At 69.7% G+C, this 15,212-nt stretch carries 10 protein-coding genes and 1 pseudogene; 6 read left to right on the top strand and 5 right to left on the bottom strand.

Annotation, left to right across the window (positions count from 1 at the left end):
• Window positions 1-330: 330 nt before the first annotated feature.
• Window positions 331-1,209: a DUF302 domain-containing protein gene (locus NI1_RS39400; protein WP_245663291.1), complete on the top strand. Its 879-nt coding sequence runs from the start codon at window positions 331-333 to the stop codon at window positions 1,207-1,209.
• A gap of 125 nt (window positions 1,210-1,334) precedes the next feature.
• Here NI1_RS39400 and NI1_RS37265 read toward each other — a convergent pair.
• From NI1_RS37265 to NI1_RS19145, 4 genes and pseudogenes are all read right to left on the bottom strand, one after another.
• Window positions 1,335-2,042: pseudogene (locus tag NI1_RS37265) on the bottom strand (efflux permease Rv1217c-related protein); the annotation flags it as partial.
• Window positions 2,042-2,935 (bottom strand): ABC transporter ATP-binding protein, encoded by an 894-nt coding sequence (locus tag NI1_RS19135; protein ID WP_067822148.1) that lies wholly within the window; start codon window positions 2,933-2,935, stop codon window positions 2,042-2,044. The pseudogene NI1_RS37265 and the gene NI1_RS19135, both read right to left, overlap by 1 nt.
• Window positions 2,936-3,129: 194 nt before the next feature.
• The gene (locus NI1_RS19140) at window positions 3,130-5,490 is read right to left on the bottom strand and encodes a phosphoketolase family protein (RefSeq protein WP_067822150.1); all 2,361 of its coding nucleotides are present in this window, start codon (window positions 5,488-5,490) and stop codon (window positions 3,130-3,132) included.
• Window positions 5,491-5,506: 16 nt separating this feature from the next.
• On the bottom strand, window positions 5,507-6,430 hold the full coding sequence (locus NI1_RS19145) for a universal stress protein (protein WP_067822153.1): 924 nt from the start codon (window positions 6,428-6,430) through the stop codon (window positions 5,507-5,509).
• A 215-nt stretch (window positions 6,431-6,645) separates the two neighbouring features.
• Here NI1_RS19145 and NI1_RS19150 point away from each other — a divergent pair, with 215 nt between their 5' ends.
• Window positions 6,646-6,852: a hypothetical protein gene (locus NI1_RS19150; protein WP_067822156.1), complete on the top strand. Its 207-nt coding sequence runs from the start codon at window positions 6,646-6,648 to the stop codon at window positions 6,850-6,852.
• Here NI1_RS19150 and otsB read toward each other — a convergent pair.
• Complete coding sequence (otsB, locus tag NI1_RS19155) at window positions 6,837-10,829, bottom strand: trehalose-phosphatase (protein ID WP_281179502.1); 3,993 nt, start codon at window positions 10,827-10,829, stop codon at window positions 6,837-6,839. The genes NI1_RS19150 and otsB overlap by 16 nt on opposite strands.
• A 145-nt stretch (window positions 10,830-10,974) precedes the next feature.
• Here otsB and NI1_RS19160 point away from each other — a divergent pair, with 145 nt between their 5' ends.
• From NI1_RS19160 to NI1_RS19175, 4 genes are all read left to right on the top strand, one after another.
• Window positions 10,975-11,964, top strand: a complete 990-nt coding sequence (locus NI1_RS19160; protein ID WP_067822161.1) for an Acg family FMN-binding oxidoreductase — start codon at window positions 10,975-10,977, stop codon at window positions 11,962-11,964.
• A gap of 110 nt (window positions 11,965-12,074) precedes the next feature.
• Window positions 12,075-12,710 carry a response regulator gene (locus NI1_RS19165; protein ID WP_067822718.1) on the top strand — a complete coding sequence of 212 codons (636 nt, stop codon included), beginning with the start codon at window positions 12,075-12,077 and terminating at the stop codon, window positions 12,708-12,710.
• A gap of 109 nt (window positions 12,711-12,819) precedes the next feature.
• Window positions 12,820-13,734 carry a universal stress protein gene (locus tag NI1_RS19170; protein WP_067822164.1) on the top strand — a complete coding sequence of 305 codons (915 nt, stop codon included), beginning with the start codon at window positions 12,820-12,822 and terminating at the stop codon, window positions 13,732-13,734.
• Window positions 13,731-15,212: a bifunctional aminoglycoside phosphotransferase/ATP-binding protein gene (locus tag NI1_RS19175; protein ID WP_245663292.1), complete on the top strand. Its 1,482-nt coding sequence runs from the start codon at window positions 13,731-13,733 to the stop codon at window positions 15,210-15,212. Before NI1_RS19170 ends, NI1_RS19175 begins: the two co-directional genes overlap by 4 nt.

Consider the following 15,212-nt stretch of genomic DNA (forward strand, 5'->3'; position numbering starts at 1 on the left):
GCACGACAGGGTCACTGCGAAAAATGCACCCCCGGCAGAGGCAGTGCCCGGCCCCCGCGAGCTTCACCGTCCCGTCCAGCCCGCGGGGGCCGCACCTCATCCACTGCGAATCATTCGCCGCGGCAGGCCGATTCGATACGCTTCCGGCGCAGACCCGCGTGTTCCATTCCTCCGTCAGGTCGCTCCGGGCGCAAAGACCATCGATCCGGGGACCCGAGCCGTGTGTGCGGCGGCCCTGCGCTTCTGCCCCAGGCGGCGGGACCTTCTCCTCTGTGGCCGATCACGGCCCCGGACGCACGCTGGAAGCATCACGAATAAAGGAGGAGTGCGATGGAATACCAGGTGTCCGTGTGCGAGACCGTTCCGCACAATGTGCTCACCGTGCCGCTCGAAGTCCGGCCGGATCTGTTGAGCGAGGGCATCATCGGCGGGATGCGGCATCTGAGCGAGGTCGCCGCCCGGGCGGGCTTGACCGCCAACGGTGCGCTCAGCATCACCTTCCATCACGAGCTGCCCGCCGGGGACATGATCGTGGTGGATTTCGGCCTGCCGGTGGAACCCGCGCCGAAACTCGGCCCGAGCAGCGGTGCGCGGATCGTCGTCGACACCGCCACCTTGGTGGCGCGCACCTGCCATCGCGGTCCGTACCAGGAGCTGGACGGGGCCTACCGGGCCTTGCGGGAGTGGATGCAGGCCAACGGGTATCGGCCCGTGGGTCCGCCCACCGAGTCGTATCTGATCGGTCCCGACGAGGTCAGCGACCCGCGCCGGCTGATCACCGAGATCCGGGTGCCGGTCGCGCCCGCGCCGGCCATCACGGTCCATCTGGACGCCGCGTTCCCCGAAGCGGTGGAGATGACGCGAACCGCATTGCAGGAGCATGGTTTCGGCATCGTCACCGAGCTGGATATGCAGCGCACGGTGCGGGAGAAGCTCGGCGAACACATCGAGGAGTACGTGGTCCTCGGCGTCTGCAACCCCCGGCTGGCGTACCGGGCACTCGAGGTGGATCGGCAGGCGGGCCTGCTGCTGCCGTGCAATGTCGTGGTCCGCACCGACGAGACCGGCACCCTCGTCGAAGCCGCCGACCCGGAAATCCTGATCGCCGCCACCGCGATGCGCGAATTGCGCCCGGTCGGCCAGGAGGCCCGCAGGCTGCTGGCCACGGCCCTGGACGGCCTGCGCAGCGTGGCCACCACCGCGAGCTGAGGCGGCCGGGCGACATCCGCTCCGGCCGCCCCAGCGGTGCAGACCGCCGTGATATCCCGGCGGTCGAACACCGGCAGGGCGGCCGCCACGCAGAGTACGGCCGCGAGGGCCAGCCACAGATAGCCCAGGTGCAGGCCGGCGCCGAGCGGGCCGTGGCCGACGGCCTGCTGGAACGGTGACCACGGGCCCCAAGGGCGCACGGCGTCCACGATCTTCGATGCCGCGTACAGCACGTAGGCGCCGACCGCGACGACGCCGCCGACCGCGAGAGCGGGCAGGCGTCGGCCGGTGGCAGCGCCCACCGCCAGGGCCAGGGCGGCAAACGGCGCGGCCAAACTCACCATCGCCACCGAACCCGTTGCGGCGGCGGCGATTCCGACGTGCATGCCGAATATCGCCGAGCAGGAGAGCACCGCGGCGAACAGTACGGTGCCGAGCACGATCAAGCCGGTGAGCAGGACCGCGGCCTGTTCCAGGAGCAGGCGCACCGGCGTCACCCGGGTCATCAGCAGTACTTCGAGAGTTCCGGACTCCTCTTCGCCGGCGATGGCGCGAGCACCGCGGGAGATCGCGAAGACCAGGAACAGGGTGGGCAGCATCATGCTGTAGAGCTCGGTGTTGAGAAAGCCCGCGCCCGTGCCGAATTCGTCGATGGCGAACAGATCGCGGAGTGCTTCCGGGTAGTTCGCCAGCATGTCCGAGAAGCCAGCGATGTTCGAAATCGACGGGTACAGGGCCGATTCCAGCAGCACCAGCGCGACGATGCCGATGCTCCAGCCGATCAGCCCGCGCCGTTGATCGCGCAGGGATTTGAGGTAGACCGTGCGAAACATCAGAGATCCTGTCCGTAGTAGGTGAGGAAGACGTCCTCGAGATCGGGTTCGTGGCTGACGATGTCGGCGATGCCGTAGGGCGCGAGGAACTTCAGCAGCTCGGCGGTGGAACCGTCGACCTCCACGTGCAGCACCCGCCCCGTTCCCGTCACCGACCGCACCCCGCCCACCGCGGTCAGCAGGCGCGCGTCCGGCGGGGTACCGGCGAAGGTCAGGTCGATGCGCCGCAGCGAGCGCGCGGTCAGTTCGGCCACCGACCGCACCTCCACCAGCCGGCCGTGGCGCAGGATGGCGACCGTATCGGCCACCGCCTGCACCTCCGAAAGCACGTGCGAGGACAGGAATACCGTGCGCCCGGCGTCTCGCACCTCACGCAGCATGGTCAGGAATTCGCGCTGCACCAGCGGGTCCAGGCCCTGGGTCGGTTCGTCGAGCACCACTACGTCCGGCTCGGCCATGAACGCCTGCACGATGCCGACCTTCTGCCGGTTGCCGTGCGACATGGAACCGATACGCGCCGAGGTGTCCAGGCCCAGGCGCTCGGTCAGCGCCCGCAACACCGCGGGGTCGACGTCGCCGCGCAGGTGCGCCAGATAGGTGAGGTACTGCTCGGCGGTGAGATCCTGGTAGGCGACGAATTGTCCGGGGAGGTAACCGATATGCCGTTGCGCGGTCGCGCGCTGCCGCACAACGTCCGCGCCGGCGACGGTGATCGATCCGGCGGTCGGCCGCATCAGGCCGACCAGCATGCGGATGGTGGTGGTCTTGCCCGCGCCGTTGGGGCCCAGATATCCGAAGATCACGCCGGGCGGCACCTCGAGGTCGACATCGAGCAGAGCGGGCGAGCGACCATAGGATTTGGTCAGGCCGCGCAGGGAAATCATCGGTCTCATGCCTCGATCGTGCGCTGCCGCAGGGCTTCTCGGGAGAGGCCTGCGGATCGCATGAGATCGACCAATGTCACCTCCGCACGGCCCCGATTACCCCGGACAGCGGCGTGCCGCCGGCCACGTTCAGGGCGGAACGCGGTCGGCGGCAGCCTTTCCGAGGGGAGTGGCGGCTCACGCGACTCCCCCGGTCTACGGGGTCAGGACCATTGCCAGTCCGTCACCTCGGGCGGGTCCTCGCCGAAACGCCGGGCGTAGGCCCGGGCCGCGTCGAGCCGAGTGTGCAGCTCGGCGGTCAGCTCCGCCCGGCGGGGCGCCAGACGCGGCACCTCGGCCAGGGCCGCGACCGCGAGCTGATACCGGTCGATGCCGTTGAGCGCGCACATATCGAAAGGTGTTGTGGTGGTGCCGTTGTCGGTGAACCCGTGTACATGCATGCGGTCGTGGCCGGGGCGGCGATACGCGATGCGGTGGATCAGCCACGGATAGCCGTGGAAGGCGAACACCACGGGCGCATCGGTGAATATCTCCCGGTAGTCCTCGTCGGAGATGCCGTGCGGATGCCGGTCGGGCGGGAACAGCCGGGCCAGGTCCACCACGTTGACGACCCGGACGGCCAAGTCGGGCACCAGCTTTCGCAGCAGTGCGGCGGCCGCCAGGGTTTCCTGGGTGGGTACGTCACCCGCGCAGGCCAGCACCACCTCGGCAGGGCGCTGCTGATCGGTGCTCGCCCAATCCCAGACGCCCAGGCCGCGTTCGCAATGCCGGCGCGCCTGCTCACCGCTGAGGTATTGCAGCGCGGGCTGCTTGCCGGCGACGACCACGTTCACATAGCCGCGGCTGCGCAGGCAGTGGTCGAAGACGTACAGCAGGGTGTTGGCGTCCGGCGGCAGGTAGACGCGGCTCACCTCGGGCCGCTTGCTCAGCACGTGGTCGATGAATCCGGGGTCCTGGTGCGAGGCCCCGTTGTGATCCTGCCGCCAGACGTGCGAGGTGATCAGATAGTTGAGGCTGGGAATCGGTTTCCGCCAAGGGTATTCGGCGGCCATGTGCAACCACTTGGCGTGCTGCACCACCATCGAGTCGACGATGTGGGCGAAGGCTTCGTAGGTGGAGAACACGCCGTGCCGGCCGGTGAGCAGATAGCCTTCCAGCCAGCCCTGGCACAGGTGTTCGGACAGCACTTCGAAGACGCGGCCGTCGGGGGCGAGCCGGTCGTCACCGGGTTTGCGGCTCAGCCGCCAGCGCCGCGCGGTCGCCTCCAGCACCGCGTCGAGCCGGTTGGAGGTGTGCTCGTCGGGCGAGAAGAACAGCAGGTTCCGTGGATTGTCGATGAGCGCGTCCCGCAGATAGCCGCCCAGCACCCGGGTCGCCTCCGCGTGTTCGGTTGCGGGAGACGCGAATCCGACGGTGTAGTCGGCGACCGGCGGCAAGCGCAGATCACTGCTCGTATGGCCGTGCGCGCTCGGTTCCGCGCTCATCCGCCGGTGCGCCGGATGCAGCGCGGCGATGCGCTCGACCGGGCGGCCGCCGGGTTCGAACAGCTCCTGCGGCCGATACGAGCGCAGCCATTCCTCCAGCTGCGCAAGGTGTTCCGGATTCTGCCGCACCCCCGGCAACGGCACCTGATGGGCCCGGAAGGTGCCTTCGACGGCCACCCCGTCCACGGTATCGGGGCCGGTCCAGCCCTTGGGGGTGACCAGTACGATCAACGGCCGGTAGGGATTTCGCGGCCCCAAGCCGAGTTGCGCCTGCTCGCGGATTTCCCCGATGCGCGCGAAAGCCTCGTCCAGAACCGCGGCGTAACGCCGGTGCACTGCCGCGGGATCGGCCCCTTCGACATACATCGGTTCCCAGCGGTGCGCGGTCAGCAACCGATCGAGATCCTCACGCGCCATGCGGGACAACAGCGTCGGGTTGGCGATCTTGTAGCCATTGAGGTGCAGGATGGGCAGGACCGTGCCGTCGGTGAGGCGATCCAGGAACGCCGGAGCATGCCAGCTGGTGGCGAGCGCACCGGTTTCGGCCTCGCCGTCGCCGATCATGCACGCCACCACCAGATCCGGATTGTCCAGCGCCGCACCGGTGGCGTGAGCGAGGGAATACCCCAGCTCCCCGCCTTCGTGAATGGAGCCCGGCAGGTGCGGGGAGGCATGACTGGGCACCCCGCCGGGAAAGGAGAACTGCCGGAACAGCTCTCGCATACCGGCCAGATCCTGTCCGACCTCGGGGTGGCACCGCGAATAGGTGCCCTCCAGCCAGGTCGCCGCGTTCAGGGCGGCCGCGCCGTGGCCGGGTCCGAGCACGAACAGCATGCGCTGTCCGGTGCGGGCAATCACCCGGTTGAGATGCGCGTAGGTCAGGGTCACGCCGGGCACCGTGCCCCAGTGGCCGATCAGTCGCGGCTTGATGTGCTCGGGCCGCAAGGGCTCGGTCAGCAGCGGATTGTCCATCAGATAGATCTGGCCCGCGGCGAGATAGTTCGCCGCGCGCCACCAAGCATCGAGATCGGCGAGGCCGTCATCGGTTTCGGTGCCGGGGTCCGGCAGTGTCATCGTCATCGTCGTAGCTCTCGTCTCACCGCTCGCCGTGCACGACCATCACCGGGCAGCGGGCGTGCTGCACCAGCGAATGCGCCGTGGAACCGAGCAGCATGCCGAGGAATCCGCCCCGGCCGTGATTGCCGACCACGATCAGCTGTGCGCTGCCGGACCATTCGGTGAGCTGCTGCGCCGGGCCGTTCACGTATACGCGGCGAGTGACGTGCACGTCCGGGTACTTCTGCTGCCACCCCGCCAGCCGCTCGGCGAGCACGGCCTCCTCGACGGTGTCGACATCCTCGAGCGCCGGCCCCGGATTCTCCCCCAGATAGGCGCCCAGATCCCAGTCGCTCCACACGTGCACGGCGATCAGCTCCGCACCGCGCGCCGAGGCTTCGGCGAAGGCGGCCGCGATGGCCGGCTCGCTCACCGGACCACCGTCGATACCCACCACCACCGGTCCGGAGTCGTGAACAGTGTTGTCCGCCTGCGGATCCGGACGCACCACGATCACCGGACCGTGCGCGTGCGCGGTGACGGCCAGCAGCGTCGAACCCAGATGCGACAGCGTGCCGGTGTTCCCCGTCGCGCCCAGCACCACGGCGAACGCGGACGCGCTGTGCTCGAGCAGCAGCGCGGTCCCACCGTCGGCGTAGGTGTGGCTCTGTACCCGCAGCTCCGGTTCCAGCGACCGCACGGTCTCGACGGCGTGCCGCAGAATCGTCTTGCCGTGTGCCCGAACGGTATCGATGATCGGCGGCGTGATCACCTGATACGGACCGCTCACCCGGCTCACCCCGACCAGATCCATCCCGTACAGGATGTGCAGAGCGCGCCCGTGCGCGGCGGCGTAACGGGCCGCCCAGCGCAATGCGAGCTCCGATCCGGGCGACCCGTCCACCCCGACCACGACGGCCGCGGTGGCCAGTTCGTGCGGGTTGTCGTAGTCCAGGTTGTGCATCGCGACCTCCGAGGTCAGTCGTGTGGGCGTGCCCGGCGGGCAACTACTTTCACGGTAGAAAGCGCGGGCCGGCCCGGATGCGGTCCAGAGTCACCGCCGCCAGGGCCCAAAGACCGTCCGGCGGGGCCGGTCCCCGGCATCGTGGTCTTTGGTCCCGGGCCGGTCGGGAGCATCGACTCTGATCCCGCGGCAAGCCCGCAACCAGGCTGGGCACCATGAGAATTCACCGCCCCCTCGATTCGGTCGCGACCCTGGCCGTGCTGCTCGGCGCGGCGATGTTCGTCGCGGTCCCGGCCTGCCTGCCCTGGCTGGGCGCCTGGGGGCGGCTCTACGGGAGCACGCTGATCTATCTGGCGTTCGCCGAGTACGTGGCGGTGGCGACCGGCCTGCTGCGCTGGGGCGTCGGTCAAATGCGTTCCTGATCCGGCCGCCGGGCCGGAATCGGAATGCGCACCGTCTCGCCCGGCGCGAGCCGTTCGGTCCGCCCCGCGCAGTCGATCTCCACCGGTGCGGCCGCGCACGGGTCCGAGGCGACCTCGACCTCGCCGGTGCTGATGCGCAAGGTGAGCCGGTGCCCGCGGTAGACGAGCGGCAGTCTGGCCGCGCCGAGTTCGCCGGGCCAGCACGGATCCAGGATCAGCCGGTCGTCGCGCAACTCCAGGCCGGTGAAGCACCGCTGCACCAGATCCACGCTCCCCGCCATGGCACCCAGGTGGATGCCCTCTTCGGTGGTGCCGCCCTGCAAGTCCGCCACATCGGAGTCGAGGACCCGCTCGAAATAGCGCATGGCCTCGTCGCGGTGGGCGCGCGCCAGCACCCAGGCGTGCACGAGGGCGCTCAGGGTCGAGCCGTGCGAGGTGCGGGCCAGGTAGTAGTCGATGGTGCGCGGGATCATCTCGCCGGGCAGTTCGTAGTCGAGCCGGGCCAGGGTCTCGCGCAGTTCGTCGGCCGAGAGCAGATAGAACAGCATCAGCACATCGGCTTGTTTGCCGGCGCGGTAGCGGTTGACGTCGTCGCCCTCGGCCTCGAGGACGCGGTCCAGGCGCGCGATGTCGTCGTACTCGGCGTGGTAGTGGTCCCAATCCAGTTCGGCCAGTTGGTCGTAACCCTCGAATTGGGAGAGCACGCCGTCGTGGAACGGGACGTACAGGCGGCTGCCAACGGCTTCCCATCGGGTCCGCTCGACGGCGGTCACGCCCAGCGACTCCAGCAATCGCACCCGGTCGCGCGGTGCCAGGCGGTCGAGGGCGTCGCGGGCGCGCGCGATGGTCCAGGCCGCCATCACATTCGTGTAGGCGTTGTCGTCGATGCCGTCCTGCGGCGCGTCCGGATAGCCGGAGTGGAACTCGTCGGGCCCGATCACGCCGCGCAGATGGTAGCGGTCGCCGCGCGGATCGTATTCGGCTTTGCTCGCCCAGAAGCGCGCGATCTCCACCAGCAGTTCGGCCCCGTAGGAGGTGAGGAATTCGATATCACCGGTCACCTGGTAGTACTGCCAGACGTTGTAGGCGATCGCGCTGCCGATGTGGTGCGCGCGCCAGCTCGGATCCGGATGCCAGTGGCCCGACAGCGGATTCAGATGCATGCGCTGGCTCTCCTCCCGGCCGTCGTTGCCCGACTGCCACGGGAACATGGCGCCGCGCAGCCCGGCCGCCGCGGCCGCCCGGCGCGCCTCGGGCAGCCGGCGGTGGCGGTAGCGCAGCAGCGCGCGGGTCAGGGCCGGGAAGCGAATGTTCAACAGCGAGAACACGAACAGCTCGTCCCAGAAGATGTGACCGCGATACGCCTCCCCGTGCAGGCCGCGCGCGGGCACGCCGACGTCGAGATCGGCCGAGTGCGGGGAAACGGTCTGGATCAAGTGCAGTTGGTGCAGGCGCAGTACGCGCAAGGCGTGCTCGCCGTCGTCCAGGTCGATGCGCATGCGATCCCACAGGTGTTCCCACGCCACGGTGTGCGCCGCCAGCAGGTCGGCGAACCGGCCCGCGCCGTCGAGCTCACGCAGCGCGTCCTCGTCGGGCGCGGACACCGCGGGGTCACGGCCGGTGACCACCGCGACGGTCTTCTCATGCGTGACGCTGTCCCCGGCCGTCATTTCCACGGTGTGGAGGTGCCCCACCGTTGGCTTCGTGTCGATGTATTCGACTGCCGCGCCGGATGATTCGCCGTGCCGGTACAGCTCCGCGCGCGCCGCCATCGCCACCGCGATACCCGACTGGCTGGTCCGCATGACCAGCAGCGCCGTCGCGGGTCCGGCCGCGCGCGCGATGACCGGATTCAGGTGCCGGTCGGCCAATCCCGCGTAACGGGCGACCAGCGTATTGCGCACGCCGCCGTCGATCAGCGACCGGAGAGTCAGGCGATCGCTCCAATTCTCGGCCGTGATCGTGGTTTCCAACGCGCACAGGTGCGGCGCGGACATGGACACGAAACGCCGCTGATCGATGCGGGTGATGCGCCCGGCGGCATCCCGGACCCGGATCCGCCGGGTCAGCAGGGCGCGCCGCAGGTCGAATTGTTGCTGATAGGAGAGAATTTCGGTGGCGTCCAGATCCCACCAGTCGCCGTCACCGATCCGGAAGGTGAGCGGCAGCCAGTTGGGCAGGTTGACCAGGCTCTCGTTGTCCGCGACCCGATCGCCGATCCGGTCGTAGCGCCGGTTGTAGATGCCCGCCACGTAGGTGCCGGGGTAATGATGCTGTCCCGCAACCGATTCCGGCGCGGCGCCACGGGTGGCGAGATAACCGTTGCCCACCGTGCACAACGCCTCGCGCAACCGTTCGCGGTCCGGATCGTAACCGTCGTAGGTCAAGGTCCAGGCGGCCGAGGCGGCCGACTCACCGCCGTCGCGCAGTCGTTCGTGCAGGCGCTCGAGCAGGTCGCGCGCGCCGGCCGGGCCGGTCAGCGAGAATTGTGCGCCGGTGCGCCGGTCGCCGTCCTCGTCGTGGCGCACCACGATGCCGACTCCGTCGGCGCTCACCGCGTCGAAGGCGTCCTCGTCGGTGAGGTCGTCACCGAGATAGATCGGCTGCACCGATTCGGTCAGCTGCGCCAGCACCCAGCGCAACGCGGTGCCCTTGTCCCAGTCCAGATCCGGCCGCAATTCGACGAGCTTGCGACCGGCGGTGACCCGCAGCCCGTCCCGGCCACCCTGTTCGTGCACGGCCGCCAGCACCGTGTCCACCTGCTCCGCCGGAACCTGGCGATAGTGCACGGCGAGCGCGAAACGCTTGTGCTCCAAACGGATTCCGGGCACCTCGGCGAGCCGCGCGGAGAGTTCCGCGGCGGCCGCGGCCAGCGCGCGCTCCGCGCCCGGCGCCGCCTCGGGCTGATGCGCGGTGCCGTCGGGGGCGAGCACGTCGAACCCGTGACAGCCCGCGTACCAGACCCCGGGAACCGTGATCCGCTCGCGCAGATCGGCCAGATCGCGGCCGCTGATAATGGCGACCGGGCAGCGCGCCGCCAGATCGGTCAACGCCGACACCACCCCGGCCACCGGCGTCGCTGCCGCCGGGTCCGCCACGATCTCCGCCAGCGTGCCGTCGAAATCGAGCAGTACGCCGACCTTCTCGGCATCGAGCTCGTCGGCGATCCGGTCCCAGTGGGCGAGCGCGTCCGGCAGCCGGGACATGCGTTCGAAACCGCCGAGCACCCGGACCCCGGCCAGATCGGCGACGATCGCATCGGCGCCCGCCGCCGCCAGCAGTTCCCGGTGACCGCCGCGGTCCACGCCGATCACCAGCCCGAATCCACCGGTATGCCCGGCGCGCACGCCCGCGGCGGAATCCTCGACGACCACCGTGCGTGCCGGGTCCGCGCCACATCGGCGGGCGGCTTCGAACAGCATGGCGGGATCGGGCTTTCCGGCCAGGCCCATGGTCTCGGCGACCAGCCCGTCCACCCTGACCTCGAACAAACCGTCCACTCCGGCGGCGCGCAGTACTTCGGCGCTATTGCGGCTCGCGGAGAACACCGCCGTGGCGACGCCGGCGGCTCGCAGTTGGTGAATCAATGCCACCGTCGACTCGAACGCCGGAACGCCCTGTCGCGCAAGCTGTTCCAGAAACATCCGATCCTTGTCGTTGCCCAGCGCGCACACCGTTCCGGCGGCCGCACCGTCGGCGGGATCCCCCCACGGCAGGGTGATACCGCGCGCGGCGAGGAAGTCACGGATACCGTCGTAGCGGGGTTTGCCGTCGACATGGCGTAGATAGTCGGCGTGGGTGAACGGGGCCAGGTCCTCCCCGGGAACGGGCGGGCGCTGCGCCAGGAAGTCGTCGAACAGCCTGGTCCAGGCCGCCGCGTGCAATTTCGCACTGTCGGTGACCACCCCGTCCATATCGAAGATCACCGCGTCGTAGCGCCGCGAATCGATCAGCGGCACAGTCGTTTTCCACTCCACCCCCACCACGGTGCACCCGACCGGACCGAGGCCCAAGGGCCACAGGTCCCCAACCGGCCCGCGCAGGTCCCCGGTGGCCGGAGTGTCCTGGGATCGAGGACCAAGGACCCCTGGCAACCGCGCCGCCGACACCTAGCGTGGAGATATGAACGACGAACCGAGCGGTGCAGTCATCGAACAGGCCGTGCGGCTCGCCGGGCGGGCGCCGTCACTGCACAACAGCCAGCCCTGGCGCTGGACCTTCGACGGCAGCGCGCTGCGATTGTTCTCGGTCGCCGACCGGATGCTGCCCGCCACCGACAATTCGGGGCGGCAGATGTTCCTCAGCTGCGGTATCGCGCTCGGGCATCTGCGGGCGGCGCTGGCCGCGGCCGGGTGGCGCGCCCACGTCGCGTACCTGCCCAACCCGACCCGCCGCGATCAGCTGGCGACGGTCACCTGGACCCCGGCCACCGTCGTCACCGACGCGGATCGCGAACGCGCCGCGGCCATCGAGCGCCGCCGCACCGATCGGCTGCCGTTCGCGCCGCCGGACGGCTGGGACGAATTCGCCATCGCCCTGCGCAGCATCGTTCCCGCCGAGCAGACCACCCTGACCGTCTTCCCGGACGGTGTGCGGCCCGAACTCGAGCACGCCGCGCGGCTGACCACCGCGCTGCGCCGTTACGACTCCCCGTATCAGGCCGAATTGCAATGGTGGACAGGGCATTCCGGCATGGCCACCGGCGTACCGGCCGACGCGCTGCTCAGTGAGGCGGATCGGAGCCGGGTCGCCGTGGCCCGCCGCATGCCCGCCGGCACCGCACCGGACACGCCCGTGCATACCGATCCGGCCGAGGATCGCGCGACGATCCTCGTGCTGTCGACGGACGGTGACAGCACCGCGGAACTGGTCCGGTGCGGGGAGACGCTGTCGACCGTGCTGCTGGAGTGCACCGCGGCCGGCTACGCGACCTGCACGGTCACCAATATCACCGAGATGCCGCGCAGCCGGTCGTTCGTGCAGGCACTCACCGGATCGCCGCGGCGGCCGCAGGTACTGATCCGGGTCGGCACCCGCACCGGGGATCCCGGCCCGCACACCCCGACCCCGCGTCTGCCGCTGGATCAGATCCTGCACGGATCGCAGGGGTGACACAGGTCACGACCAAGACCATTTGTTCAGGGGACTTTAGGCCATCCCGGCTGTGCCGTACCGGGGGTTATGTTTGAACTGACACAACCCTGGTAGATCGGATGCTGGCCATGATCAAGGTATTCCTCGTCGACGATCACGAGATCGTCCGTCGCGGACTGGTGGACCTGCTCGACAGCGATCCCGACCTCACCGTGATCGGTGAGGCGGGCGATGTCGCGCACGCCCTGGCTCGCATTCCCGCGCTGCGTCCCGATGTCGCCGTCCTCGATGTCCGCCTGCCCGACGGCAACGGCATCGAACTGTGCCGGGAACTGCTGTCCCGCAACGACGGCCTGCGCTGCCTCATCCTGACCTCGTTCACCGACGAACAGGCCATGCTGGACGCCATTCTCGCCGGCGCCAGCGGCTATGTCGTCAAGGACATCAAAGGGATGGAGCTGGCCAAGGCGATCAAGGAGGTCGGCTCCGGCCGCTCCCTGCTCGACAACCGGGCCGCGGCCGCGCTCATGGACCGGCTGCGCCGCAGCGCCGAACCGGACGGCCCGCTGGCCGGCCTCACCGAACAGGAACGCAAGCTCCTGGACCTGCTCGGCGAGGGCCTGACCAACCGGCAGATCGCCGAACGCATGTTCCTGGCCGAGAAGACCGTCAAGAACTACGTCTCGCGACTGCTGGCCAAGCTCGGCATGGAGCGGCGTACCCAGGCGGCCGTGCTGGCCTCCAAACTGCGCAGCGGGCAATAGGATTCGACACTCCGCGGCGGTCCGGCCCGGCCACCGTGGGACTTTGGTCTCTGGGGTTGCCGCTGCCGGTCCCTATCCTCGATCGATCCGCCCGTACACGCTTGTTTACATGGACGCCAACACTTCCCGGCCCGGGCCGCAGGAACTACCGCTACCCGTGACGGCCGGGATCGACGGATCCGGGGCCGGGCTGCGCGGAGCCGTGTGGGCCGCGCGCGAAGCGCTCGCCCGGTCGGTTCCGCTACGCCTGGTCGACGTGCTCGCCGAGCCCGACAGCCCCGCGGCCCGGCCCGGCGGGATCCATTACCGTGACGCCCAGCGCACCCTCGACATCGCGAAACACGCTGTCGAACAGCGCATTCCGGCCGACGCACGGGAACGCCTGGAAATCCGTACGGAGATCGGGCGCGGACGCCCGGCATCGGCGCTGGCCGAGCGCACCCGATCGTCTAGCCTGCTCGTGCTCGGCTCGGCCGAGATCGGGCCGGTCCGGCATCTGATGCTCGGTTCCACCGCCCTCGAAGTCACCCGCACCGCGGCCTGTCCGGTCGCGCTCATCCGGCACACCGATTCCGCGCACGGCCCGGTCCTGGTCGTGGTGGAGGGGTGGCCATCCGCCCGGCCCGCCCTGCTCGCCGGATTCCACGCGGCTCGCACCCGCGGCGGCGAGGTGACCGTGGCACGGGTGTGGCACGGCCCGGAATGGACAACCCCGACTGACTGGTACCTGGACAAGGCGGTGGTATCCGACCAGCAGATCGAGCATTGCCGGCGCGAGTTTCCGGAGATCACCGTGCGGCCGATCACCGTCGTCGGCGACACGATCACCGCCATCGAAACCTTCAGTGCCCTGGCCTGTCTGGTGATCGTCGTCCGCGACCGGTCCATCGCCCACCCCGACCGGCTCGGGCCGATCAGCCGGGACCTGGTACGCCACGCGCCGTGCCCGGTGCTGGTGCTGCCGGAGCCGAACGGAACGGCCGAGCGTGGCGAAACGCAGTCCCTCGGGCAGGTGCTCCCGTGAGAACCGAGGACTCCGCGACGCGGGTCGCGACCAGTGTCGAACCCTTCGCGCAGGTGCGCGAAACCCATACCGGCGTGGTATTCCTCTACGGCGAACGCGCGTACAAGGCCAAGAAACCGGTCACCACCGACTTCCTCGATTTCGGTACTCCGGCCGCGCGCGAACACGCGTGCCGGCGCGAACTCGGGTTGAATCAGCGGCTCGCGCCCGACGTCTACCTGGGGGTGGCACACCTGAGCGATCCGCTCGGCGGGCCCGCGGAACCCCTGCTGGTCATGCGGCGGATGCCCGATGACCGGCGGCTGTCCACCATGCTCGCCGCGGGTGAACTGGATCCCGGCGAATTCTCCACGCTGGCAACGGTACTCGCCGATTTCCATGCGCACGCCGAACGTAGTCCCGAGATCGACCGGGAGGGCACCGTGCCGGCCCTGCGCCGCCGCTGGCGCGTCCTGTTCCACGGTCTGGCCGCACAGCCGCCCGCAGCGATCGACCCCGATCACGTGCTCCGCGCCGAGCATTGGGCCATGCGCTTTCTCGACGGCCGGGCCGCACTGCTGGGCGGCCGCATCAACGCCGGGCGCATGGTCGACGGGCACGGCGATCTGCTCGCCGAGGACATCTTCGCCCTGCCCGACGGCTTCCGCCTGCTGGATTGCCTGGACTTCGACGATCGACTGCGCTACGTGGACGGACTCGACGACGCCGCGTTCCTGGCCATGGATCTGGAATTCCGCGGGCATGCCGAACTCGCCGATGCTTTCCTCGACGCCTACCAGCACGCGGCGGGCGATCCCGCGCCGATCGCACTGCGCCGGCACTACATCGCCTATCGAGCGATGGTGCGCGCCAAAACCGATCGCATCCGCGCGGCCCAGCACGATCCGGCCGCACCGGCGAGCGCGGCCCGGCACCTCGAGCTGGCCCTCGCCCAGTTGGCGGCCGCGCGGGTGCGGCTGACGCTGGTCGGCGGCTTGCCGGGCACCGGAAAGTCCACGGTGGCAACCCGATTGGCTGATCGCACCGGCGCGACCGTGATCTCCAGCGATGCGGTGCGGGCCGAATTGCGCGCGTCCGGTGAGATAACCGGCCCGGCCGGGAACTACGGCGCGGGCGCCTACACCGCCGCCGCCCGCGCCCTGGTCTACGAACGGATGCTGCGGCGGGCGCGGCCATTGCTCGAGCACGGCCACTCGGTCGTGCTCGATGCCAGCTGGCTCGACCCGGACGAGCGCCGTCGCGCGACGGCCCTGGCCGAGCACACCGCCAGCGATCTGATCATGATGCGTTGCGCCTGCCCGCAACCGCTGGCCGCCGCGCGCATCGGCACTCGCACGGCCGGGAATTCGGAGGCCACCCCGGCAATCGCCGGAACCATGGCGGCGTCCGTGCCCGCCTGGGACGACGCCGCGCTACTCGATACCACCGCACCGCCCGCCGAGACCATGGCCTCGGCGCTGGACGCCTGGAATCGCTAG

The organism is Nocardia inohanensis NBRC 100128 (assembly GCF_001612945.1).
Lineage (GTDB): Bacteria > Actinomycetota > Actinomycetes > Mycobacteriales > Mycobacteriaceae > Nocardia > Nocardia inohanensis.